Genomic DNA, 23,130 nt, shown 5'->3' with positions numbered 1-23,130 from the left:
AGCCCAACCTTCCTTATAATTCTGCAACTAATTTATCAATAATGTCATTGTTTGCCGCTTCATCAACTGTACGACCCACAATTTTCTCTGCTCCAGCAACCGCTAGTGAAGCCACTTTAACCCGTAATTCTTCTTGAACACGTTTACGTTCGGATTCCACTTCTGCATACCCTTGCTCAATAATTTTAGCTTTAAGCGCTTCTGCTTCCGCCTTCACCTCATCTAAAATTTCATTGCGGCGTTTATTGGCTAAATCCACAATTTCTTGAGCTTGAAGTTTCGCCTGAGTAATCTCTTGCTCAACTAATACTTTAGTATCCGCTTGCTCTTTTTTCGCTGCTTGAGCTGAAGCCAAGGCATTAGCAATAGAACTTTGACGTTCTTCAATTGCTTTAATAATTGGTGGCCAAACAAATTTCATGCAGAACCACACAAAAAGTGCGAACGCAATAAGTTGACCAATTAATGTTGCATTTAAGTTCACAACGCCCTCCTCAATAATGTCGTCTTTATTACTCTAATCGAGTAATCCTTGCTGTAATGAGCAATGACAATTATTGTTGTAATAAACCAATGAATGGGTTTGCAAAAATAAATAGTAAAGAAATACCCACTGCAATCATCGCAATCGCATCTAAAAGACCAGCAACGATAAACATTTTGGTTTGTAAACTGCTTGCTAATTCAGGTTGACGAGCAGATGACTCTAAGAATTTACCGCCTAGAATCGCAAAACCAATTGCAGTACCCAATGCTGCAAAAGCAAGTAGGATTGATGCACCAATAATAGTTGCTGTAATTACAGTTTCCATAGTTTTCTCCGTAGATGTTTAGCCGACAGGCTAGGTTAATTAAAGTTAAGTTGTAAAAAGTTTTTTCATAAACCGCCAACTTACGCCGACGGTTAGATGACCTTAATGATCCGCTTTATTATAAGCAATACTCAAATATACAATAGTTAACATCATAAAGATGAAAGCTTGCAAAGTAATTACCAAAATATGGAAAATCGCCCACGCAAGGTGTAATGGAATACCCAATGCGGCGATCGCCATATTGGCGCTATACATTACTGCAATCAAAATGAAGATTAACTCACCGGCATACATATTACCGAATAAACGGAATGCCAATGATATTGGTTTTGCCAACAACGTAACGGATTCGAGAATGAGATTTACTGGGATAAATGCCCAGTGATTAAAAGGGTGAAGCGTATATTCTTTAACAAAGCCACTAATCCCTTTAGACTTAATCGTATAAAAAATAATTAATGCAAATACACAAATAGACATCCCTAATGTTGCACTAATATCAGCTGTAGGAACAGCTCTTAGATAATGAATACCGAATAAATTCGCCAATTGTGGTAAAAAGTCCACTGGCACTAAGTCAATAGCATTCATCACAAAAACCCAGCAGAAAATCGTTAACGCAAGCGGAGCAACCATATGACGTGAACCGTGAAAGTTTTCTTTCACTACGCCATCAACCCATTCCACTAACATTTCCACCAAACATTGCAATTTTCCCGGAACGCCGGAGGTTGCTGTTTTAGCGACTTTGCGGAAAAAGAAAAGAAAGATAACCCCGGCCACTAAAGAGAAGAAAAGGGTATCAAGGTGAATACTCCAAAAAGAATCCCCGCTTTTAAGAAATTCCAAATGGTGCTGAATATACTCAGCGGATGTTTGACCTGCCATAGTTGTTAATCCTTCGACATTTAAAATTAAATTCCAAAATATTTGCTGACCATAAAGGGAACAATATTATTCAATAGAATACTTATAAAATAACCTAAGAAAAAAATAATAAAATTTATCGACAAGAAAATCTTAAAAAACAACACGATCAATAAGATTGTTAACACAAATTTAACCAACTCGCCACGATAAAGCGCGGTCAACTTTTGAGCATATTCTTGTCGAGTAAAAAAAACAATAACACAAAAAAACAATGAGGAATAAAAATGGCGCTTGCACCCAGAATGAAGGACAATGCATTATTCCATTGCCATGCTGCCAACAAACCGAAAATCACCAAAAAGCAAACGATTTCTATCCCTAATGCCAATTGGTATTTTCTTCTCGTTTGGTTAATAACTGCAGACATTATTAAAATTTATAAAAATTTAATCAAAAAAATCTTTTTAATTATACGCAAGTTTTCTTTCTATTCAACTCAAAACTAAACAAAAAGTGTTAAATAAATCACAAATTTACAAATTAATTTTAACAATGACAAATCTATTTTTATGCTTATCACCACAAGTGTCATTTATGTGTAATTAAAACCAAATGACGCTCGCCAATTAACTCGGGAACCTGCAATTCGATAACCCGTTGGATAACAAATAAATCGCTTAATTCTTGTACTTCTTGTTGATGATATTGCCCTTTTAAAGCATAAAAAAATCCGTTTTTATGCGGTAAATGCCGACACCATTCGGTCATATCTTTAAGCGAAGCAAAAGCTCGACTTAATACGCCATCAAATTGGTGATCGGGTACATAATCTTCCACTCGACTTAATACCGGTTCTACGTTGGTTAATCCAAGTTCACGAACCGCATTACGAATAAAACTGATCCGCTTACCCAAACTATCCAACAGCACAAAGTGCTTGTCCTGCTGTACAATTGCCAGTGGTAAGCCCGGTAACCCCGGACCGGTTCCTACATCAATAAAACGTTTACCTTGTAAGTAAGGGCTTACCACAATGCTATCCAAAATATGTTTCACCAACATATCCTGCGGATCGCGTACGGAAGTCAAGTTATACGCTTTATTCCATTTATCTAATAATTTCACTAAATCAATCAACTGTTTTTTTTGCTGATCGGTTATCAAAAGTGCGGTCTGTTTTAGCAAAGAATTGAGTTTTTCCGCTAACTGTTGTTCCAAGTCAGTCATTATTCACCTCGCTTTAACATACCTTGTTTTTTTAAATTCACCAACAAAATGGAAATCGCCGCCGGTGTAACCCCTGAAATACGACTTGCTTGACCAATTGACATGGGGCGATGCTGCTCTAATTTTGAGCGCACTTCGTTGGATAAACCGGACACTTTACTATAATTAAAATGTTCAGGAATAGCGGTGTTTTCATGGCGTTTATGACGTTCAATTTCTTCTTGTTGATGTTCGATATAGCCTTGATATTTAATCGCAATTTCAACTTGTTCAACCGCTTCTTTATCTTCCATTGCCGGCTTAAACGGTGTAAGTGCGGTTAAAATTTGATAAGTTATTTCCGGACGACGCAACAAATCTTCGCCACTCGCTTCACGAACTAACGGGCTACCTAACACCTGATTAGCCTCCGCTAAATATTCTGAACGCGGGTGTAACCAAATTTGGCGCAAACGCTGTCTTTCCAACTCAATATTTTCCATTTTTCGGTTAAATCTTGCCCAACGTTTTTCATCAATCAAACCTAATTCATGAGCAATCGGCGTTAAACGAATATCTGCATTATCTTCCCGTAACAATAAGCGATATTCCGCACGCGAAGTAAAGACACGGTACGGTTCTTTTGTGCCAAGGGTGCAAAGATCATCCACCAACACGCCGATATAAGCTTGATCCCGTCTTGGGAACCAAGCATCTTTTTCCTGCACGAAAAGACCGGCATTAATTCCCGCCAACAATCCTTGCGCCGCTGCTTCTTCGTAACCTGTGGTGCCATTAATTTGACCGGCAAAGAACAAACCGCGAATGGCTTTGGTTTCCAAGGTCGGTTTTAAATCTCTTGGATCAAAATAATCATATTCAATGGCATAACCCGGTTTAACAATGCGTGCCTTTTCCAACCCTTTCATGGAATTCACAATACCCATCTGCACATCAAAGGGTAAACTGGTAGAAATCCCGTTCGGGTAAATCTCGTTACTAGTCAATCCTTCCGGTTCAAGATAAATTTGGTGCGAATTACGTTCAATAAAACGCATCACTTTATCTTCAATAGACGGACAATAACGAGGCCCGATCCCTTCGATCATACCGGTGTACATTGGACTACGATCTAAATTCTTACGGATCACCTCATGAGTTTGTTCATTGGTGTGAGTAATATAACAAGGGATCTGTTGAGGATGTTGATCAACCGATCCCATAAAAGAAAAGACCGGTAATTGAGCATCACCATGCTGTTTTGCCAATACATCAAAATTAATGGTACGTGCATCAATACGCGGCGGTGTGCCTGTTTTCAAACGTGCAACCCGTAAATTAAGATCACGTAAGCGATCCGCCAACATTACCGATGCCGGATCACCTGCACGTCCGCCCGTGTAAGATTCTAATCCAATATGGATCTTACCGGCAAGAAAAGTTCCCGCAGTTAATATTACGGTTTTGGATCGAAACTTCAATCCCATTTTAGTCACTGCACCGACTGCACGATCTTGATCCACTAAAATATCTACTGCTTCTTGCTGAAAAATATCCAAATTCGGCTGATTTTCTAACGCTATTCTGACCGCTTGCCGATATAATACTCGATCTGCCTGTGCACGGGTTGCGCGTACTGCCGGACCTTTGCTACTGTTTAAAGTGCGAAATTGGATCCCAGCGTTATCCGCTGCGCTCGCCATTAATCCGCCCATAGCATCAATTTCTTTTACCAAATGCCCTTTGCCAATTCCGCCAATTGCTGGATTACAAGACATTTGACCTAAAGTATCGACATTATGTGTAAGCAATAAGGTTTTTAATCCCATTCTTGCCGGTGCTAAAGCCGCTTCCGTTCCTGCATGACCGCCACCAATGACGATCACATCGTAGCTTTCTGTGTAAAACATATTTCTCAATGATCCTTGATCCTAAAATTAGGCGCTATTCTACTGAAATTTGCTCTTGCTTAAAAGTAAGAATTGCTCTTAATTGGTAAACAGGTTAAGTAGAAAAAAATAAAAGGGATTCTTTTTTAGAAAAAAAGGATCGTGTAATAAAATAAGATCTTTTATTTATATATAAAGATCTTATTATAATGATTATTAGGATCAAGGATCCTTGTGTATAAGATCTTTTTTTATTGAAAATGAAGAAGTTAGATCCTTTTAAAAAAGGTAAATATTAGGTTGAGATGATCGGTATTTATTGTGGATAACATGCCAAGTTATCCACAGTTTGATCGTTGATGATTTTTATTAATCGGATAAAAACAGGTTATCCAGTCTTTTATTCGGATCTTATCCACAGTAGGATCAAACAAAATTTAAAGATTTTGCATAAATTTAGGTAGCCATTTTTCTGCTTCTTGTTCCGGATCAAAGGTATTTTTCATGTCAATTTTTAAAATTGGACAAATTTGTACCGCACTTTTTTGCTGTAAAATATCTTCTACCCGGTTGGCGGCGTAACAAAAGGTATCGTAATCGGAATTGCCTAAGCCGATCACAGAAAAATGTAGGTTAGATAAATCCATTTGATCTTCTTCTAAAAGATCAAAGAGCGGTCTTAAATTATCAGGAATTTCTCCGGCACTATGGGTTGAGGTAACTACAAGCCAATATTGATATTCGATCACTTCCTCTAATTCCGGACCATGGTAGAGATGAGGTTTGAATCCTTGTTGTTTTAGCAGATCTTCGATATGTTCCGCCAAATATTCTGCGCCGCCTAAGGTGCTGCCGGTGATGATACAAACTTCAGGTTTCATGTTTTACTCCTAAAAAGAAGGCTTAGATTTAATCTAAGCCTTGGTGAAAACCGTAAAAATTAAACATTGTCAATGCGACCTAAAAGAGAACGTAAACGTTCTTGCCAGTTATGATGTTCCGCTTTTAATTGTTCATTTTCATTCCGTAATGCTTCGTTGGCTTGTTGTGCTTGGTTATTTTTTTCTTTTAATTCTTCTACTTCAAGCTGAAGTAATTGGATGGTTTCAACGGCTTGTTTAATTTTTTCATCTAATTGATCTAAAATTTCTAATGACATTGCTGTTTCCTCTAAAAAGTGTTCATTAAGTTTGGGTATTCTACCTTAGTTAAATCGGTTTGTTAAACAGTAGTAATGAAATTATTATATCTTATTGTAGTTGATTTATAACAACATATTTGTAATTTGTGACAGTAAAGTAATCTGGCAATTTGAACGGTTTTGTAGGCTTAGGTTTATCCTAATATATTAGTGAAAAATAGACCGCACTTTGTCTTAGCCAAAAAAGGAAAAATTTGCTATAATTCGGTCAATTTTTATTACTAAAACATAGAGAAACTTTATGGCAGATAAAACCCCAGAAAATTATGGTGCAAGCAGTATTAAAGTGTTAAAAGGACTTGATGCTGTGCGTAAACGTCCCGGAATGTACATTGGTGATACCGATGATGGCACAGGTTTACACCATATGGTGTTTGAGGTGGTGGATAATGCGATTGATGAAGCCTTGGCAGGATATTGTAAAGACATTATCGTGACCATTCATTCGGATAATTCCGTTTCCGTACAAGATGACGGTCGCGGTATTCCGGTGGATCTTCACCCCGAAGAAGGGGTTTCTGCGGCAGAAGTTATCATGACCGTATTGCATGCCGGCGGTAAATTTGATGATAATTCCTATAAAGTTTCCGGCGGTTTGCACGGAGTGGGCGTTTCAGTGGTAAATGCGTTATCGGATAAGTTGCAATTAACCATTCGTCGCCAAGGTCATGTACATGAACAAATTTACCATTTGGGCGAACCGCAAGCGCCATTGTCGGTAATCGGTGAAACTGCGCAAACAGGGACTTCCGTGCGTTTTTGGCCGAGTCCGACAATTTTTAATAATATCGAATTTGAATATGAAATTTTGGCAAAACGTTTGCGCGAGTTGTCCTTTTTAAATTCCGGCGTGTCCATTAAATTATTTGATAAACGTGACGATCGTCAAGACCATTTCCATTATGAGGGCGGTATTCAGGCTTTCGTGGAATATTTAAATAAAAATAAAACGCCAATTCATCAAAAACCGTTTTATTTTTCTACGGAAAAAGACGATATCGGAGTAGAAGTCGCATTGCAGTGGAATGATAGCTATACGGAAAATGTATATTGTTTTACCAATAATATTCCGCAACGAGATGGGGGGACCCATTTGGCAGGTTTCCGTGGCGCCTTGACTCGAGTGTTGAACAAATACATGGAAGAACACGCCAATAAAAAAGATAAAAAAGAAGTGGCAGCATCAGGAGATGATGCGCGAGAAGGCTTGGTAGCCATTATTTCGGTTAAAGTACCGGATCCGAAATTTTCATCACAAACCAAAGATAAATTGGTGTCTTCTGAAGTGAAAAGTGCGGTGGAATCAGTGACCAATGAGCGTTTGCAGGAATATTTGGAAGAAAATCCGAATGACGCCAAAATTATCGTGATGAAAATCCAAGAAGCGGCACGCGCGCGTGAAGCGGCAAGAAAAGCACGGGAAATGACACGTCGTAAAGGCGCATTGGATATTGCCGGTCTTCCGGGGAAATTAGCCGATTGTCAGGAACGCGATCCGGCGTTATCCGAATTGTTCTTGGTAGAGGGGGATTCCGCCGGCGGTTCAGCAAAACAAGGGCGCAATCGTGAAAATCAGGCAATTTTACCATTGAAAGGGAAAATTCTTAATGTAGAAAAAGCTCGTTTTGACAAAATGCTTTCTTCACAAGAAGTCGGTACTTTGATTACCGCCTTAGGTTGCGGTATTGGTCGCGAAGAATATAATCCGGATAAATTGCGTTATCATAAAGTGATTATCATGACTGATGCGGACGTGGATGGTGCGCATATCAGTACGTTGCTTTTGACCTTTTTCTATCGTCAAATGCCGGAGTTAATAGAGCGCGGACATATTTATATTGCGCAACCGCCGCTGTATAAAGTGAAAAAAGGTAAACAAGAGCAATATATCAAAGATAATGATGCTATGGTGCAATATGAACTGAATTTGGCGTTGGAAGGAGCAAGTTTCCATACCAATGAAAATGCACCGGCGATGAATGCGTTGATGCTGGAAAAATTGGTGGGTGAATACAATATGGTACAAAAAATGATCATCCGCCTATCCCGTTATTATCCGGAGAGTTTGTTAAATCAATTAATTTATCAACCGAAATTGCACGTTGAGATGATGCAAGATCAAAGTGCAGTAGAAAATTGGGCAAAATCTTTGGTTGATCAATTGGTTGAAAAAGAAAATAGCGGTAATCATTACAGCTACAAAGTGAATTTTAACCAAGAACGTCATCTATATGAAATTGTATTAACCATTCGTACCCATGGCGTCGATAATGATTATTTCCTTGATTTTCAATTTGTTAACGGAAATGAATATGCGCGGATTATTAAATTGGGCGATAAATTAAACGGATTGTTGGAAGAAGGCGCTTATGTGGCACGCGGCGAAAGTCGTTACCAAGTTAGCTCCTTTGAACAAGCTATTGATTGGTTAGTGAAAGAATCTCGTCGCGGATTGACTATCCAACGTTATAAAGGGTTGGGTGAGATGAATGCTAATCAATTGGCGGAAACTACCATGAAACCGGAATATCGGACGTTATTGCAAGTGACGATTAAAGATGCTGTGGCGGCGGATCAATTATTCAGTACCTTAATGGGTGATGAAGTGGAACCGCGTCGCGAATTTATCGAAGCCAACGCCTTGCGTGCAAATTTGGATATTTAATTTTTGAACAAGAAAAAGGGGCTTAATCACCCCATTTTAATTCGTTAACCAGCTTTCTACTAATTGCGGTGTGGTTTGTTTGTGGGTCCACATACTGCCGAATTCGAGCTCAGGATATTTAGAATAGTTATAGCCGACAAACGCACGAAAATCGAACACCGCATGCGGATAATCATTGATCAATAAAAAGGCTTTATAACCGTCTTCTGACCAACAGATTTGAAAACGTCGCGGTTCTTGGCGACTTTCTTGTTCAATATCATGAATACTATATACAAATAAACGATCTACCACCGGTTGTGGCTGGTGTAAATCCATTGCATAGAAATAACCGGTTTCACCGTCATCTTCAAATATCACTGCCAAATGCTCATGGGCAATAGAATGTGCGCCGTTGCGGTAAGATTTTCCCGGCAGAAGTTGATCCGTTAAGACGGAATATAACATTTTACAATCCTATTGTTATAAAAATACAAAAAAAAGACCGCACTTTATAGAAAGTGCGGTGTACATATTCATTATTTTTAAGCTTTAATTGTTAAAATTAAGATTAGGCTTGACCTTTAACCGCTTTTAAGCCTAAGAACGGTGCTTTATCGCCCAATGCTTCTTCAATACGGATTAATTGGTTGTATTTCGCAATACGGTCAGAGCGGCTCATTGAGCCGGTTTTGATTTGACCTGCTGCAGTACCTACTGCTAAATCCGCGATAGTTGCATCTTCGGTTTCGCCGCTGCGGTGTGAAATCACCGCGGTGTAACCTGCGTCTTTCGCCATTTTGATAGCTGCTAAGGTTTCAGTTAATGAACCGATTTGGTTGAATTTGATTAAGATTGAGTTGGCGATACCTTTTTCGATACCTTCTTTTAAGATTTTGGTGTTAGTTACGAATAAATCGTCGCCCACTAATTGAACTTTGTCACCTAACACTTTAGTTTGATAAGCAAAACCTTCCCAGTCTGATTCATCTTGACCATCTTCGATAGAAACGATCGGATATTCTTTACATAAACCTTCTAAATAGTGTGTAAATTCTTGAGAAGTGAAAGATTTGCCTTCACCTTTCATTTCATATAAACCGTTTTCTTTGTTATAAAATTCAGAAGATGCACAGTCCATGGCTAAAGTTACGTCTTTACCTAACACGTAGCCTGCTTTTTCTACCGCTTCTTTGATACAAGCTAATGCTGCTGCGTTTGATTCAAGATTAGGCGCAAAACCACCTTCATCACCAACCGCGGTGCTTAAACCTTTCGCTTTTAATACTTTAGCAAGGTTGTGGAACACTTCCGCACCGATACGCAATGCTTCACGTAAGGTTTTCGCTCCAACCGGCTGAATCATAAATTCTTGAATATCCACGTTGTTGTCCGCGTGTTCACCGCCGTTGATGATGTTCATCATTGGCAAAGGCATAGAATATACGCCCGGAGTACCGTTAAGTTCAGCAATATGTGCATAAAGTGGTAAACCTTTTGATGCTGCTGCGGCTTTCGCGTTTGCTAAAGATACTGCTAAAATCGCGTTAGCACCGAATTTAGATTTATTTTCGGTACCGTCTAAATTAATCATGATTTGGTCGATTTCTGCTTGGTTAGACGCATCTTTGCCCACAACCGCTTGCGCAATTTCGTTATTTACTGCAGAAACCGCTTTTAATACACCTTTACCTAAGAAACGTGATTTATCACCGTCACGTAATTCTAATGCTTCGCGTGAACCGGTTGATGCACCTGAGGGCGCAGCAGCAAGACCAACGAAACCGCCTTCAAGGTGTACTTCTGCTTCAACAGTTGGGTTACCGCGTGAGTCGATAATTTCACGACCAATGACTTTAACGATTTTTGCCATTTTATTTTCCTTCTATAGTTAATCTAAAATAGGTATAAAAACGAGCAATATAGTAAAGCTATTTCGTACGTTTGTCTTGTAAAAAAACACTTTTTTTGATCTTAGTCTAAATCTTAATAAAAATAATTTTGTAATTTATTAATATACTAACATTATGGATCATCCAAGGCGATACCGACCTCTATTTCATCTCAACTTTTTGTATTTCACCTATTTTATGGACGCCAAAGGCGAGGCGTCCATACGTTGATGAGAATATTTTTATCGACAGTCTTTTTTCTGATTTTCCTTAGCGGCTTTGACAAAACCGGTAAATAAAGGATGTCCGTCGCGCGGTGTGGAGGTAAATTCCGGGTGGAATTGGCAAGCTACAAACCAAGGGTGATGCGGCACTTCGATAATTTCTACCAATTTTTTATCCGCACTTAACCCCGTCACCTTTAAGCCGGCAGCTTCGATTTTCGGGCGTAACCGGTTGTTAACTTCGTAGCGGTGACGGTGGCGCTCTTCGATAGTTTCTTTGCCATAAAGTTGACGCGCAAGGCTACCTTCTGCCAAATGGCATTGTTGTGCGCCTAGACGCATGGTACCGCCGAGGTCGGAATTATCGCTGCGGGTCTCGATATTGCCTTCCGCATCTTGCCATTCAGTGATCAAAGCGATAACCGGCTGCGGACAGTTTTTGTCAAATTCAGACGAATTCGCTTGGGTCAAACCGGCGACATTGCGCGCGTATTCGATAAATGCCACTTGCATACCTAAACAAATACCTAAATAAGGAATATTGTTTTCGCGAGCGTATTGCGCGGTTAAAATTTTGCCTTCTATCCCTCGATAACCAAATCCACCCGGCACCAAAATCCCGTCCAGACCTTTTAATAGATCCGAGCCTTTGGTTTCGACATCTTGCGAATCAATATATTTGATATTAACGGTTAAGCGATTTTTTAAGCCGGCATGTTTTAAGGCTTCGTTTACAGATTTATAGGCATCCGGTAATTCAGTATATTTGCCTACCATACCAATGGTCACATCCCCGGTTGGGTTAGCTTCTTGATACAGCACTTGCTCCCATTCCGAGAGATTTGCCTCAGGACAAGTTAAATGGAACCGTTGACAAATAAAATCATCCAGACCTTGCGATTTTAATAATGCCGGAATTTGGTAAATAGAGTTCACATCTTTTAAAGAAATGACCGCTCTTTCCGGAACATTACAAAACAGCGCAATTTTGGCGCGTTCGTTAGGCGGGATCATGCGATCGGAACGACAAACTAAAACATCCGGTTGAATACCGATAGAAAGAAGTTCTTTAACGGAATGCTGCGTCGGTTTCGTTTTCACTTCGCCGGCGGTTGGAATATAGGGCACAAGGGTGAGGTGCATAAAAAGTGTGCGCTCGCGTCCTACTTGCACTGCCAATTGGCGCAAGGCTTCCAAAAACGGTAGGGATTCAATATCGCCGACCGTACCGCCCACTTCCACAATCGCCACATCATGCCCCGCGGCACCGTCGATAACGCGCGCTTTAATTTCGTTAGTAATATGCGGGATGACTTGGATAGTTGCGCCCAAATAGTCGCCGCGTCGCTCTTTGCGCAACACTTCGGAATAGACTTTCCCCGCAGTAAAATTATTGCGCTTGGTCATCTTAGTGCGAATAAATCGTTCGTAATGACCTAAGTCTAAGTCCGTTTCGGCGCCGTCTTGCGTCACAAACACTTCGCCATGTTGAGTAGGGCTCATAGTACCGGGGTCAACGTTAATGTAAGGGTCTAATTTCATCATAGTAACATTAAGACCGCGCGCTTCAAGAATGGCGGCTAATGAGGCGGCGGCAATGCCTTTTCCTAAAGAAGAAACCACGCCGCCGGTGACAAAAATATAATTGGTAGTCATAGTAAACCTAATTTGTATTGGAATGAAAAATCTTGCTTGACTTGCGATTAAGACGGGAAAACAGTTTACACCAATGTAGGCGCTAACTCAACGAGTTTCCTTGCTGAGTGATTCTGTTTTTTATCGCTTGCGTTTTTTATGGTGTTATAACAATTAAATGAACTTTTATCTTTCAATTTATTTTCAGAATAATGGAATTTCCTTCCTTATTCTCAGAAAAATTCGCCGTCAATTAAAATTACGTTGACATAAAAAACGGGAGTTACCCCGTTTTCTATTTTACTCACTTGACATCCCCAGCCTCCTAAAGGCGAGGGATTTCTACCGGCTCCCACAGCAAACTGTGGGCTACTCTCGGTGGGTTCTTTGGCTTACCGCTTATGCGGTTTACTTCATAAGCGCTACGGCGATGTCCTCGCCTGAAATGCCGTCATTGAGAAAGTCTAAGCGTATCTCTGTCAGCATGCATGTTATACTCCATTTTGTGCCTTATCTACGCCCTAAAGGACTTAGGTTTACGGCACGATCACTAAATTAAATATATACATCCGTTCAAAAATCGAATTGACGAGCTTCTCGAAATAATTTCTTTCTTCAACAGGATCCGGATTTTCCGAAAAATGGTAATTTTCCGTTAAATAACGAACAACATCCGCCTGAGTTCTTGTTCCGTCAAACAATAGAAATATTTTAAGATCTAATTGACCGGTGATACCTATATCTTCATTTAAAAAACTGGATATGTTTATTGGAAAACAATGGGAAAATTCGCTCTTGTCTTCATAAGAGCGGTCATTTTCCAAGAAATAATGAAAATAACGGACTATTTCGGGCTTTAATTTTGGTTTATCTGTTTTTACCAATGTCAATGGTTCAGAAAAAATTTCAATATCATCAACTAACATTAAAACAGCGATAGTATCATAAGCATCATCACCAAACTTTTCAACCAAATCTTTTACTTTAATATTACTTGGAAATGCTTTTCCTATTTCAAGTAATACATTATTATCCACTGTTACATTAATTTTTTTATTGTAATAATAGATAGATCCTCTACCCCCCCCCCGAATCATTAGCATTTTCTTCTGAGTCTGATTTTAAAGAAAATAATCCTCTCACATAGACTCCATTCATCAAATCTTTTCTTAATGCATTTTGTAAGATGAGTTGAGACCGGTTTTTTTCATGTGTAATAATAGAAGATCTAAATTGAACTTCATTTAAAAAATCGAGATATTGTTCCACGGCGATATGATCACCTTTGCATTCTCTTTGGATAGCTTGGTGAGATTCTTGAAAATTAATCAATACCGATCTAAGCAAATTTGAATCGGAAATGTGAACTAAATCCTTTTCCTTTAATTTTTCTGCAAATTGATAAAAATAAATCGGATCGTTAAATTCTTCATAATATTCGTGGTAAAGATAATAAGGATCTTTGTTTTTTAAATTTTGAATTTTTTCTTTTAAACCTTTATCTAAGTCCGCATATTGTTCTAAAAATTCAACCATGCCCAATCCGAAACGGGTATAATCTTCATGAGAAATCGTTTCACCGTTTTTTAGTAACGATTGAACCCGAAAACGCATCCCGTCTTTTAGAATATCATTCAATTTCCAACCCGGGTAAGTGTTATACGATACATAAGCCAAACCGTTGGATGCCAGATTGGTTTTAACTATTTTTAAAATATGTTCTTTAACGATATCAGGAACCCAAGAAAAAACACCGTGGCAAATAATAAAATCAAATTCGCCGAATTTTTCATCAATATCCAACATATTCATTGCTTTAAGTTCGATATTTTTCAACCCCATTTCAGCAATAATACGGTTGCCTTCATCGACCTGTACTTTTGATAAATCAACTCCTACAACCTTTGATTGGGGAAAATTGACCGCAAAAGGAATGATATTTCCCCCATATGAACAACCTAATTCCAGAATTCGGGCTTTTTTCATTTGAATGCTTTCCAACCCGAATAATGTTCCGACAGTCGCCATTCTTACAGGTGAAGAACGATAAAAACCCTTTGAACGGTAAGGTATTCTGTCGTATTCATTGGGAGCTTGATGTGTTATAGCCATAAATAAATCTCCATTGGATAATAAGCTCATAAGAATATCAACAATTCTGTTTTTTTGCATTAATATTTTAATGAAAACGGGCTTTACCTACAGTTTATGCCATACCACTTATGCCTTTTCCCATTGCTACATTGGGCTACATTGGATTCACGCCGGATCGATTAGTGATGTTATATCTTCTAAGATTGTTTTTTTATGTTATGGATATATTATCTCTTAGAGTCTTTAATCAAATCATGGCTTATGACGGAAAGAAACGTATTACTCACTCCAATGCTTTTACGAGCGACATTAACCATCGCCCATCAAGCCGGTGAGCTGTTGACGCGTTTTTATTCTACGAAAGTTAACATTCACACCAAAGCTGATAATACGCCGGTGACTGAAGCGGATTTAGCAGTTAGTCAATTTTTAATCGAAAAACTGACCGCACTTACGCCCGCTATTCCGGTGTTATCGGAAGAAAGTCAGTATATTTCCTTAGTGCAACGCCAAAATTGGGAATGCTATTGGCTTATTGATCCCCTTGATGGTACACAACAATTTATCAATCGCAGCGGACAATTTTCCGTATTAATCGCATTGATGCAACAAAATCGATCGGTTTTAGGCATAATCCACGCTCCGATTTTGCAACAAACGTTTTATGCTACCAAAGGCAATGGCGCCTATAAAATTGACCATGGACAGCTGGAAAAATTGCAATATCGTCCGGTGGATGCCAATCAGCCTATTCATATTGTGGTAGGCGCGGCGGGGGCTGTTGCAAAAGTGCGGTCGATTTTATCACCGAATTTTCAATATCAATTTCAAATTTATGGCTCAAGTGGGTTAAAAAGTACCTTGGTTGCCGGTAAGATTGCCGATTGTTATATCCGTTTGGGCAAAACAGGGGAATGGGATACTGCAGCATCAGAAATTATTCTAGCGGAAATGGGCGGGAAAATTATGGATTTAAACTTTAATCCGCTCACCTATAACCAGCGTGAAACCTTTGTTAATCCCGATTTTATAATGGTTTCCGACGCACAGTTTAATTGGCGAAAAATCTTTCAATATAATTCATTATAACTATTGGTAATTTGTATCGTTTCAGCATATTATAGCCACTCATCATAGTTTTTATAAGTTGTAGGATAAAATGAACGCAAACGCAGAAAATAATTGTATTGTCATTTTTGGTGCTTCCGGTGACTTGACTCACCGCAAATTAATTCCGGCACTATTTAATTTATATAAAATAGGGCGCTTAACCGAAAATTTTTCTGTTTTGGGCGTGGCGCGCAGCGACATGAACGACGAAACCTTTCGACAAAAAATGTGTGAGGCTTTAATCAAAACGGAAAATCCGGATCCTGCCATTTTAGAAAAATTCTGTAGCCATCTTTATTATCAAACGCTAAATACTTCCGATGCAGCGGATTATGGTAAACTTATTCCACGTCTTGACGAATTGCATGATCAATATAACACTGCCGGTAATACGCTTTATTATTTATCAACGCCGCCGAGTTTATATGGCGTTATTCCTGAATGTTTAGCCGCGCATGGATTAAATACCGAAGAGTTTGGTTGGAAACGCATTATTGTCGAAAAACCGTTTGGTTATGACATCAAAACTGCAAAAGCGCTGGATGTGCAAATTCACCGTTTCTTTGAAGAACATCAAATTTATCGTATCGACCATTATTTGGGTAAAGAAACCGTACAAAATTTATTAGTCTTACGTTTTTCCAATGGATTATTTGAACCGCTGTGGAACCGCAATTTTATTGATTATGTTGAGATTACCGGTGCGGAAGAAATTGGTGTCGAAGAACGCGGCGGCTATTATGATGGTTCCGGTGCAATGCGTGATATGTTCCAAAACCATTTGTTACAAGTGTTAGCAATGGTTGCCATGGAGCCGCCGGCAATTATCAATGCGGATTCTATGCGTGATGAAGTGGCGAAAGTGTTGCATTGTTTGCACCCATTAAGCGAAGAAGATATTAAAAATAACTTGGTGTTAGGGCAATATACCGCTGCTAATATCCGAGGTGAAGCAGCCAAAGGCTATTTGCAAGAAAAAGGGGTGCCGCCGGATTCCATAACAGAAACCTATATGGCGTTGCGTTGTGAGATTGATAACTGGCGTTGGGCGGGCGTTCCATTTTATGTCCGTACCGGAAAACGCTTACCAACGCGCGTAACAGAAGTGGTGATTCATTTCAAAACCACGCCACACCCGGTATTTAGCCAAAATGCGCCGGAAAACAAATTGATTATTCGTATTCAACCCGACGAAGGAATTTCAATGCGCTTTGGTTTGAAAAAACCGGGCGCCGGCTTTGAAGCAAAAGAAGTGTCAATGGATTTCCGTTATGCGGATTTGGCGTCGCCAAGTATTTTAACCGCTTACGATCGTTTGTTGCTAGATGCAATGAAAGGGGATGCTACTTTATTTGCACGCACTGATGCGGTACACGCTTGTTGGAAATTTGTACAGCCAATTTTGGATTACAAAGCCGCACGCGGACGTATTTATGAATACGAAGCGGGAACCTGGGGACCAACGGAAGCCGATAAATTAATCGCAAAATCCGGTCGCGTTTGGCGCAAACCTACCGGCGCTATGAGAAAAAAAGTGTAACCACGTAGGGACACTGTGAGTGTCCACTGAAATTAACATCAACCATTAACGGACACACTTAATGTGTCCCTACAAGGATTATATGAATTATATTACATTCCCAACCGCGCAAAATGCTGTGGAAAAAATAGCACAAGAATTTGTGCTTTATAGCCAATTTAACTGCCCGGTGCATATTTCTCTATCCGGTGGTTCAACGCCAAAAATGTTATTCAAAACTCTTGCCCAAGAGCCCTATAAAAGCCAAGTGCGGTGGAAAAATTTGCATTTTTGGTGGGGTGATGATCGTATGGTTGCGCCACAAGATCCGGAAAGCAATTATGGCGAAGTGCAGAAATTGTTGTTCGATCATATTCAAATCCCAACGGAAAATATTCACCGTATTCGCGGCGAAGAACCGGTTGAGCAGGAATTAAAACGTTTTGAGCAAGAGCTGAGTGCGGTCGTTCCCGGGCAAGTTTTTGATTGGATTATTTTAGGTATGGGGACAGACGGTCATACTGCTTCCCTTTTTCCGCACCAAACGAATTTTAACGATCCGAATTTAGCGGTGATCGCCAAACATCCCGAAACCGGGCAGATTCGTATTTCAAAAACCGCCAAACTTATTGAACAAGCAAAACGCATTACTTATTTGGTAACAGGCGCCGGCAAAGCGGAAATTTTAAAAGAAATTCAGACCGCACTTCCTGAAGATTTGTCTTATCCCGCGGCAAAAATTCAAGCGAAAAATGGTGTAACGGAGTGGTATTTGGATAAAGAGGCAGCGATATTACTTTAATTATTGCCTATATTTTAATAATTCTTGTTGCCCTTGAGTATTTCTATATTATGTATTTGGAAATGTTTGTGCTAAACGACCCAAAGGCGAGACAAATTTTTAATTTAGATGAACCGGGCGCAACGAACCGAAAAATTCAGTTGTTGTTTGCCAATCAAGGTTTATACAATGTTTTTTTAGCCGCAGGGATTATTTTTCTCTTTGCATTCAACAAAGTGCGGTCTGAATTTCTTTTTAATTTGCGTGATTGTCGTTGCAGTTTATGGGGCAGTGATTGCAAAAATAAAGAGATTTTGATTAAACAGAGAATACCCGCAGTGTTGGCGTCCCTACGGTAATAACATTAAATAATTAAAGTGCGGTGAAAATTCAAGGAATTTTCCGCAACAAATTCAACAATTCAACAGGAGCAAAAAATGTCAGTAAAAGGCGATATCGGCGTTATCGGTTTAGCGGTAATGGGGCAGAACCTTATTTTAAATATGAACGACAACGGCTTTAAAGTCGTAGCGTATAACCGTACTACTTCAAAAGTGGATGAGTTTTTAGCAGGTGCAGCAAAAGACACGAACATTATTGGGGCATATTCTTTAGAAGATTTAGCCGCTAAATTGGAAAAACCGCGTAAAGTGATGTTAATGGTGCGTGCCGGCGATGTGGTCGATCAATTTATCGAGGCATTATTACCGTACTTAGAAGCAGGTGACATCATCATTGATGGTGGTAATTCAAACTATCCGGATACCAACCGACGTGTGAAAGCGTTAGCGGAAAAAGGCATCCGTTTTATCGGTTCGGGTGTGTCGGGTGGTGAAGAAGGCGCACGTCACGGACCTTCGATTATGCCGGGCGGTAACAGCGAGGCGTGGCAATATGTAAAACCAATTTTGCAAGCGATTTCAGCTAAAACCGACGAGGGTGAGCCTTGCTGTGACTGGGTGGGTAAAGAAGGTGCAGGTCACTTTGTGAAAATGGTACATAACGGTATTGAATATGGCGATATGCAATTGATCTGTGAAGCCTACCAATTCTTAAAAGATGGCTTAGGTTTAAACTATGATGAAATGCAGCAGATCTTTGCTGAGTGGAAAAATACCGAGTTAGATAGCTATCTTATTGATATTACAACGGATATCTTAGGCTACAAAGACACGGATGGCACACCGCTTGTGGAAAAAATCCTTGACACGGCAGGTCAAAAAGGCACCGGTAAATGGACAGGGATTAACGCCTTAGATTTCGGTATTCCATTAACTTTAATCACCGAGTCGGTATTCGCCCGTTGCGTTTCTTCATTCAAAGATCAACGTTTGGCAGCTTCTAAACTGTTCAACAAAACTATTGGCAAAGTGGAAGGCGACAAAAACGTCTGGATTGAAGCGGTACGCAAAGCGTTATTGGCTTCAAAAATCATCTCTTACGCACAAGGCTTTATGCTCATTCGTGAAGCATCGGAAAACTTCGGCTGGGACATCGATTACGGTGCAACAGCGTTATTATGGCGTGAAGGTTGTATTATTCGCAGCCGTTTCTTAGGTAACATTCGTGATGCGTATGAAGCGAACCCGGATTTGGTGTTTTTAGGTTCAGATGCCTACTTCAAAGGCATTTTAGAAAACGCCTTAAGCGACTGGCGTAAAGTGGTGGCGAAATCCATTGAAGTTGGTATCCCAATGCCGTGTATGGCATCTGCGATCACGTTCTTAGATGGTTACACGTCGGATCGTTTGCCGGCAAATTTACTCCAAGCGCAACGTGACTACTTCGGTGCTCACTCTTATGAGCGCACCGACAAATCACGTGGCGAATTCTTCCACACTAACTGGACAGGGCGTGGTGGGAATACCGCTTCAACGACTTATGATGTGTAAGTGATAGACACTAAAAAGGCATAGTGAGAACTATGCCTTTTTACGTTTTTTTATGCTTCAAGTAATGAAATGATTTTCTTTAAATTCTCAATTTCTTTTTCTTTTTGAGCTAATAAATCGTCTTTATGGGCTAATTGTAGCCTTAGTTTTTCAATTTCAAATTCTAAACCCTCGTTATTGCCATTATAACTTGTATAAATATAATCGCTATTATCATTCATACAAAAAACAACCCCTTTCCCGGAATCGACTAAATCCGTCACATTCATATTAAAAATCTGAGCAATATGTACTAATTTATCATACTGTAATTTAGTATCGCCACGTTCAATTTTTGCATAACCACTTGGCGACATATTCATCTTATCAGCCATTTCTTCTTGTGAGAATTGATGTAATTCTCTCATCAAACGAATTTTATCGTGTATTGCCATTTTGATTTTCCAAATAGAGTAAAAATTGTCTGAATAAGATTGTAATTATTCAGTTTGTTGCTGTTTTAATTTGGTCTATTTTTTTACAATTTATATTGTATTTAGCAATCGTTTGCAAGATACAACTAGTGTTATTTTTACATATTTAGAGGTCTTTAGCTATGAAAAAGTTAGGCAAATTAGCAACATTGGCAGTCGCTGTCGTAATGGCAAGTGGTTGTGCAACTATCGTAAGTGAGAGTAGCTATCCAGTGAATATTACTTCTATACCAAGTGAAGTGCCATTCCAAATTACAAATCGTGCAGGTAAGGTTATTGTAAATGGCATTACACCACAAAGGGTTGTTTTAAAAGCGGGAGCAGGATATTTTAAAGGTGAAAAATATCAAGTAACTTTTACACCAAAAGGTAAAAATGCAAAATCACAAACATTTGAACTGGATACAACATTAGACGGTTGGTATTTAGGTGGTAACCTCATATTTGGAGGGTTAATTGGCTATTTAATTGTCGATCCACTTACTGGAGCGATGTATAAACTCCCAGAGGAATTTATGGTAGATTTAGCTAGCGGAAACACGACAACGGCAGGCTTACATATTATATCTATTGAGCAGCTGAATGATATGCAACGCTCAAAATTACAGCCAATCAATTTGTAAGGAGATAAAATGAAGCGTTTATTGACCTATTTATCTCTTTCCGCATTGTTCTCAACAAGTGCAATTGCTGCAGAAAAGAGTGCCTTTACAGGATTTTATTTTGGTGGAGAATTAAGCTCAGTCAAGCAAGAATTTTCTGTTCCTTATTCGGAATTAGGTTATGTTCAAGAAGGTAAATTTATTGCTAATGGTTCTCGTGGCACTCGTTTCGGAGTAGTAACAGGTTACGGTTTTGATATGGGAGGTAACTTTGTTGGTTTAGGTGAAGCCGGCATATCAGTATCTAATGTAAAAACAAAAGTAACTAAAGAACAGTTTGCAACAAGCCTTGCTTACTTACAAGGCTATCGCATTGCAAATAAAGTGTTACCTTATGTAAAAGTAAGTGTAAATGCAAGTTCGTTTGATATCAACAACGAAGCTATACCTAGTCATTATGCGGTGATTGAAAACTCGGGAGCTTTTGGTTTTGGGATTGGTGGCGGTATACGAGCAAACTTATCGGATAATTTTGATGTTGGCATAGAGTATAACCAATATACTTTGAAAGGAAAAGATGATATCAAAATTAAAACGAAGAGTGTTGCATTAACAGCAGTTTATCATTTCTAAAAAAATTATATGCTTTGATTGAATTCATATTTAAAGCTTTTTATATAGAGCTTTTATAAGTGTCAGGCAGAAATGCCTGACACTTATAATAAATAAATCTCTTTCCTTTACTTTTCAAAATCACATACAACTCATCTTTAATATGCAATATGCAGTTTTTCTTTTTCAAGATCTCTACTTCAATGTGAGTAGAAAGTTCAATATTTGATTCTATATTTTTAATACGTTGGTTTAATTCATTGTGTTTGTTAAAAAGGTGAGCAAAATGTACATGTTCCGTTTTTAGTTTAGGTTTAGGGTTGCATTCTTGTCCACTAAAATATCATTAATCTGAAAAATTGATGGGCAGGATGTTATTCATTTGAAAATGGTGGGTAAAATGCCCACTTTGCAGGTTAAAGTGCGGTGAAAATTCAATGATTTTTCCGCAATAAATTCAATAATCCAACAGGAGCAAAAAATGTCTGTAAAAGGCAATATCGGTGTTATGGATAATGGATCAAAATGAATGATAACAGCTTTAAAGTCGTGATGGATTCCTTTGAAGATTTAGTAGCGAGTTGTTCTATGCCAACTGGACTGATGTGGTGGGAATACTGCTTTGAGGACTTATGAGGCGCAGTTCTTTTAATAAAAAAAAGAGTTGGCATAACCAACCCTTTTGGGTTTAGGAATGTAATCAGATTATTATTCTGTTTTAACTGGTTTTAGACCGGCATTCCAAAGTGCTGTATTTAATTCAGCAATCAATTTTTTCTTTTCTTGGGACGTGAGTAAAATCACATATTTATTCAATAGTGCTGCTGCAAGAGACCAATAAAGAGAAACATTGACGGAAATGCCGAGTTTTTTTAGCCTAACATAACAATTAGCTGCTCCGACCGTTTTAAAGGTTTTAACATCATAAACCTGTATTTTAGCCAGTAGACGCTCATGTTTAATTGATAAATTGATCAATTCTTTAATTCGTCTTTTTTTTGACAACTCTATTGCAATTCGTAGCTTTTTTGCTTGTTCAATTGAGAGAATTAAACAGCGCTTGAAAGCTTTTTTGTCATCCATAACATATTTAGGTAATCTGTAATAATTACTTATTGTGAGGCGAGAATTCGGTGCAGTAATTAAATAAGATACCGCACCGAGCGACTCAAAGTATTTAGCCAGTTCACCTGTTGCCTTGAGATAAAGAATTTCTCCCTGACACATTCCAAATAAGTCTTCATCCTTGAAGAGACCACATCCAATAAATAGTCTTTTGATTTTGATGTCACCGATAAGCTCCTCTAATTGTTGGCGGAGTTCTCGGGGTTGTTGTGTGTTTATTTTCATGTTCATGCAAGATCCTTTTGTCCAAAGTTTTCACTTAAACAGTAAATTACTCTGTTTATACCAAAAGTCGTGATTAAGAATAACCACTTCAAGTAATGTTATAGCACATACTTAGCAATTAATGAAAAGTTTATGTAAATTATGTTGCAAAATTGTGAACCTGATCGAGGAAATAAAAAAGAGTGCCTCAAAAACCGTATTTTGTGCAAATTTCCCTTTGACAAAATAAAATTTGTTGTTCTAGATATTTTTATTTAGTTGTGTTGTAGATAAAAAATACAAAAGACGAGTAAAAAACTACCAATTGATTTTATAATGAGA

The 23,130-nt window shown here is 38.8% G+C and carries 23 protein-coding genes and 1 pseudogene; 8 read left to right on the top strand and 16 right to left on the bottom strand.

All coding sequences use genetic code 11. The annotated features are described in order from the left end of the window. Nucleotides 1-13: 13 nt before the first annotated feature. The 8 genes from atpF to zapB form a co-directional block, all read right to left on the bottom strand. Nucleotides 14-484, bottom strand: coding sequence for a F0F1 ATP synthase subunit B (gene atpF / locus CFY87_RS08390; RefSeq protein WP_094946751.1), 471 nt, complete (start codon nucleotides 482-484; stop codon nucleotides 14-16). Nucleotides 485-554: 70 nt separating this feature from the next. Continuing rightward, complete coding sequence (gene atpE / locus CFY87_RS08385; protein ID WP_094946750.1) at nucleotides 555-812, bottom strand: F0F1 ATP synthase subunit C; 258 nt, start codon at nucleotides 810-812, stop codon at nucleotides 555-557. A 102-nt stretch (nucleotides 813-914) separates the two neighbouring features. After that, entirely contained in the window at nucleotides 915-1,703 is a 789-nt protein-coding gene (gene atpB / locus CFY87_RS08380) for a F0F1 ATP synthase subunit A (protein ID WP_094946749.1), read from the bottom strand. A 26-nt stretch (nucleotides 1,704-1,729) separates the two neighbouring features. Beyond that, nucleotides 1,730-1,906 (bottom strand): ATP synthase subunit I, encoded by a 177-nt coding sequence (locus tag CFY87_RS12315; RefSeq protein ID WP_236757395.1) that lies wholly within the window; start codon nucleotides 1,904-1,906, stop codon nucleotides 1,730-1,732. 367 nt (nucleotides 1,907-2,273) lie between these two features. After that, nucleotides 2,274-2,912, bottom strand: coding sequence for a 16S rRNA (guanine(527)-N(7))-methyltransferase RsmG (gene rsmG / locus CFY87_RS08370; RefSeq protein ID WP_094946748.1), 639 nt, complete (start codon nucleotides 2,910-2,912; stop codon nucleotides 2,274-2,276). Next, entirely contained in the window at nucleotides 2,912-4,801 is a 1,890-nt protein-coding gene (gene mnmG / locus CFY87_RS08365; RefSeq protein WP_094946747.1) for a tRNA uridine-5-carboxymethylaminomethyl(34) synthesis enzyme MnmG, read from the bottom strand. The genes rsmG and mnmG overlap by 1 nt, the downstream gene beginning before the upstream one ends. Before the next feature lie 416 nt (nucleotides 4,802-5,217). Next, a complete protein-coding gene (mioC, locus tag CFY87_RS08360; RefSeq protein ID WP_094946746.1) occupies nucleotides 5,218-5,661 on the bottom strand; it encodes an FMN-binding protein MioC in 444 nt (147 codons plus the stop codon). Nucleotides 5,662-5,720: 59 nt separating this feature from the next. Further along, complete coding sequence (gene zapB, locus CFY87_RS08355) at nucleotides 5,721-5,939, bottom strand: cell division protein ZapB (protein WP_094946745.1); 219 nt, start codon at nucleotides 5,937-5,939, stop codon at nucleotides 5,721-5,723. A 283-nt stretch (nucleotides 5,940-6,222) separates the two neighbouring features. Here zapB and gyrB point away from each other — a divergent pair, with 283 nt between their 5' ends. Continuing rightward, a complete protein-coding gene (gene gyrB / locus CFY87_RS08350) occupies nucleotides 6,223-8,646 on the top strand; it encodes a DNA topoisomerase (ATP-hydrolyzing) subunit B (RefSeq protein WP_094946744.1) in 2,424 nt (807 codons plus the stop codon). Between the two features lie 36 nt (nucleotides 8,647-8,682). Here gyrB and CFY87_RS08345 read toward each other — a convergent pair whose 3' ends face one another. The 5 genes from CFY87_RS08345 to CFY87_RS08325 form a co-directional block, all read right to left on the bottom strand. Beyond that, entirely contained in the window at nucleotides 8,683-9,093 is a 411-nt protein-coding gene (locus tag CFY87_RS08345; RefSeq protein WP_094946743.1) for a DUF2251 domain-containing protein, read from the bottom strand. Nucleotides 9,094-9,196: 103 nt separating this feature from the next. Next, a complete protein-coding gene (gene eno / locus CFY87_RS08340) occupies nucleotides 9,197-10,498 on the bottom strand; it encodes a phosphopyruvate hydratase (RefSeq protein WP_094946742.1) in 1,302 nt (433 codons plus the stop codon). A 261-nt stretch (nucleotides 10,499-10,759) separates the two neighbouring features. Then, nucleotides 10,760-12,397 (bottom strand): glutamine hydrolyzing CTP synthase, encoded by a 1,638-nt coding sequence (gene pyrG, locus CFY87_RS08335; protein WP_094946741.1) that lies wholly within the window; start codon nucleotides 12,395-12,397, stop codon nucleotides 10,760-10,762. Nucleotides 12,398-12,912: 515 nt separating this feature from the next. Then, complete coding sequence (locus CFY87_RS08330; RefSeq protein WP_143226169.1) at nucleotides 12,913-13,479, bottom strand: hypothetical protein; 567 nt, start codon at nucleotides 13,477-13,479, stop codon at nucleotides 12,913-12,915. After that, complete coding sequence (locus CFY87_RS08325) at nucleotides 13,454-14,488, bottom strand: class I SAM-dependent methyltransferase (protein ID WP_158216625.1); 1,035 nt, start codon at nucleotides 14,486-14,488, stop codon at nucleotides 13,454-13,456. The genes CFY87_RS08330 and CFY87_RS08325 overlap by 26 nt, the downstream gene beginning before the upstream one ends. A 243-nt stretch (nucleotides 14,489-14,731) precedes the next feature. Here CFY87_RS08325 and cysQ point away from each other — a divergent pair, with 243 nt between their 5' ends. The 5 genes from cysQ to gnd all read left to right on the top strand — a co-directional run bounded on the left by cysQ (nucleotide 14,732) and on the right by gnd (nucleotide 19,772). Continuing rightward, a complete protein-coding gene (cysQ, locus tag CFY87_RS08320; protein WP_094946837.1) occupies nucleotides 14,732-15,559 on the top strand; it encodes a 3'(2'),5'-bisphosphate nucleotidase CysQ in 828 nt (275 codons plus the stop codon). A 70-nt stretch (nucleotides 15,560-15,629) separates the two neighbouring features. Continuing rightward, nucleotides 15,630-17,120, top strand: a complete 1,491-nt coding sequence (gene zwf, locus CFY87_RS08315) for a glucose-6-phosphate dehydrogenase (protein WP_094946738.1) — start codon at nucleotides 15,630-15,632, stop codon at nucleotides 17,118-17,120. Nucleotides 17,121-17,202: 82 nt separating this feature from the next. Continuing rightward, complete coding sequence (gene pgl, locus CFY87_RS08310; protein WP_094946737.1) at nucleotides 17,203-17,901, top strand: 6-phosphogluconolactonase; 699 nt, start codon at nucleotides 17,203-17,205, stop codon at nucleotides 17,899-17,901. Between the two features lie 50 nt (nucleotides 17,902-17,951). Beyond that, the gene (locus CFY87_RS12725) at nucleotides 17,952-18,239 is read left to right on the top strand and encodes a DUF1304 domain-containing protein (protein WP_094946736.1); all 288 of its coding nucleotides are present in this window, start codon (nucleotides 17,952-17,954) and stop codon (nucleotides 18,237-18,239) included. A gap of 78 nt (nucleotides 18,240-18,317) precedes the next feature. After that, a complete protein-coding gene (gnd, locus tag CFY87_RS08300) occupies nucleotides 18,318-19,772 on the top strand; it encodes a decarboxylating NADP(+)-dependent phosphogluconate dehydrogenase (protein ID WP_094946735.1) in 1,455 nt (484 codons plus the stop codon). A 50-nt stretch (nucleotides 19,773-19,822) separates the two neighbouring features. Here gnd and CFY87_RS08295 read toward each other — a convergent pair whose 3' ends face one another. Beyond that, nucleotides 19,823-20,206 carry a helix-turn-helix domain-containing protein gene (locus CFY87_RS08295; RefSeq protein ID WP_094946734.1) on the bottom strand — a complete coding sequence of 128 codons (384 nt, stop codon included), beginning with the start codon at nucleotides 20,204-20,206 and terminating at the stop codon, nucleotides 19,823-19,825. 161 nt (nucleotides 20,207-20,367) lie between these two features. On the opposite strand from CFY87_RS08295, the gene CFY87_RS08290 reads away from it, so the two are divergent. Further along, the gene (locus CFY87_RS08290) at nucleotides 20,368-20,868 is read left to right on the top strand and encodes a hypothetical protein (RefSeq protein WP_094946733.1); all 501 of its coding nucleotides are present in this window, start codon (nucleotides 20,368-20,370) and stop codon (nucleotides 20,866-20,868) included. Nucleotides 20,869-20,877: 9 nt separating this feature from the next. Continuing rightward, entirely contained in the window at nucleotides 20,878-21,480 is a 603-nt protein-coding gene (locus tag CFY87_RS08285) for an outer membrane beta-barrel protein (RefSeq protein WP_094946732.1), read from the top strand. Between the two features lie 40 nt (nucleotides 21,481-21,520). Here CFY87_RS08285 and CFY87_RS08280 read toward each other — a convergent pair. Then, nucleotides 21,521-21,769: pseudogene (locus CFY87_RS08280) on the bottom strand (YdcH family protein); the annotation flags it as partial. Between the two features lie 398 nt (nucleotides 21,770-22,167). After that, nucleotides 22,168-22,815 carry a TfoX/Sxy family DNA transformation protein gene (locus CFY87_RS08275; RefSeq protein WP_236757394.1) on the bottom strand — a complete coding sequence of 216 codons (648 nt, stop codon included), beginning with the start codon at nucleotides 22,813-22,815 and terminating at the stop codon, nucleotides 22,168-22,170. Nucleotides 22,816-23,130: the final 315 nt, after the last annotated feature.

Source organism: Actinobacillus seminis (assembly GCF_002263215.1).
GTDB classification, from domain to species: Bacteria; Pseudomonadota; Gammaproteobacteria; order Enterobacterales; family Pasteurellaceae; genus Actinobacillus_B; species Actinobacillus_B seminis.
This window is presented reverse-complemented; position numbering and strand designations above follow the sequence as displayed.

Coding starts and splice junctions, on each gene's coding strand:
- atpE (WP_094946750.1), bottom strand. CDS start 812: ATGGAAACTGTAATTACAGCAACTATTATTGGTGCATCAATCCTACTT.
- atpB (WP_094946749.1), bottom strand. CDS start 1,703: ATGGCAGGTCAAACATCCGCTGAGTATATTCAGCACCATTTGGAATTT.
- rsmG (WP_094946748.1), bottom strand. CDS start 2,912: ATGACTGACTTGGAACAACAGTTAGCGGAAAAACTCAATTCTTTGCTA.
- mnmG (WP_094946747.1), bottom strand. CDS start 4,801: ATGTTTTACACAGAAAGCTACGATGTGATCGTCATTGGTGGCGGTCAT.
- mioC (WP_094946746.1), bottom strand. CDS start 5,661: ATGAAACCTGAAGTTTGTATCATCACCGGCAGCACCTTAGGCGGCGCA.
- zapB (WP_094946745.1), bottom strand. CDS start 5,939: ATGTCATTAGAAATTTTAGATCAATTAGATGAAAAAATTAAACAAGCC.
- gyrB (WP_094946744.1), top strand. CDS start 6,223: ATGGCAGATAAAACCCCAGAAAATTATGGTGCAAGCAGTATTAAAGTG.
- CFY87_RS08345 (WP_094946743.1), bottom strand. CDS start 9,093: ATGTTATATTCCGTCTTAACGGATCAACTTCTGCCGGGAAAATCTTAC.
- eno (WP_094946742.1), bottom strand. CDS start 10,498: ATGGCAAAAATCGTTAAAGTCATTGGTCGTGAAATTATCGACTCACGC.
- pyrG (WP_094946741.1), bottom strand. CDS start 12,397: ATGACTACCAATTATATTTTTGTCACCGGCGGCGTGGTTTCTTCTTTA.
- CFY87_RS08330 (WP_143226169.1), bottom strand. CDS start 13,479: ATGCTAATGATTCGGGGGGGGGGTAGAGGATCTATCTATTATTACAAT.
- CFY87_RS08325 (WP_158216625.1), bottom strand. CDS start 14,488: ATGGCTATAACACATCAAGCTCCCAATGAATACGACAGAATACCTTAC.
- cysQ (WP_094946837.1), top strand. CDS start 14,732: ATGACGGAAAGAAACGTATTACTCACTCCAATGCTTTTACGAGCGACA.
- zwf (WP_094946738.1), top strand. CDS start 15,630: ATGAACGCAAACGCAGAAAATAATTGTATTGTCATTTTTGGTGCTTCC.
- pgl (WP_094946737.1), top strand. CDS start 17,203: ATGAATTATATTACATTCCCAACCGCGCAAAATGCTGTGGAAAAAATA.
- CFY87_RS12725 (WP_094946736.1), top strand. CDS start 17,952: ATGTATTTGGAAATGTTTGTGCTAAACGACCCAAAGGCGAGACAAATT.
- gnd (WP_094946735.1), top strand. CDS start 18,318: ATGTCAGTAAAAGGCGATATCGGCGTTATCGGTTTAGCGGTAATGGGG.
- CFY87_RS08295 (WP_094946734.1), bottom strand. CDS start 20,206: ATGGCAATACACGATAAAATTCGTTTGATGAGAGAATTACATCAATTC.
- CFY87_RS08290 (WP_094946733.1), top strand. CDS start 20,368: ATGAAAAAGTTAGGCAAATTAGCAACATTGGCAGTCGCTGTCGTAATG.
- CFY87_RS08285 (WP_094946732.1), top strand. CDS start 20,878: ATGAAGCGTTTATTGACCTATTTATCTCTTTCCGCATTGTTCTCAACA.
- CFY87_RS08275 (WP_236757394.1), bottom strand. CDS start 22,815: ATGAACATGAAAATAAACACACAACAACCCCGAGAACTCCGCCAACAA.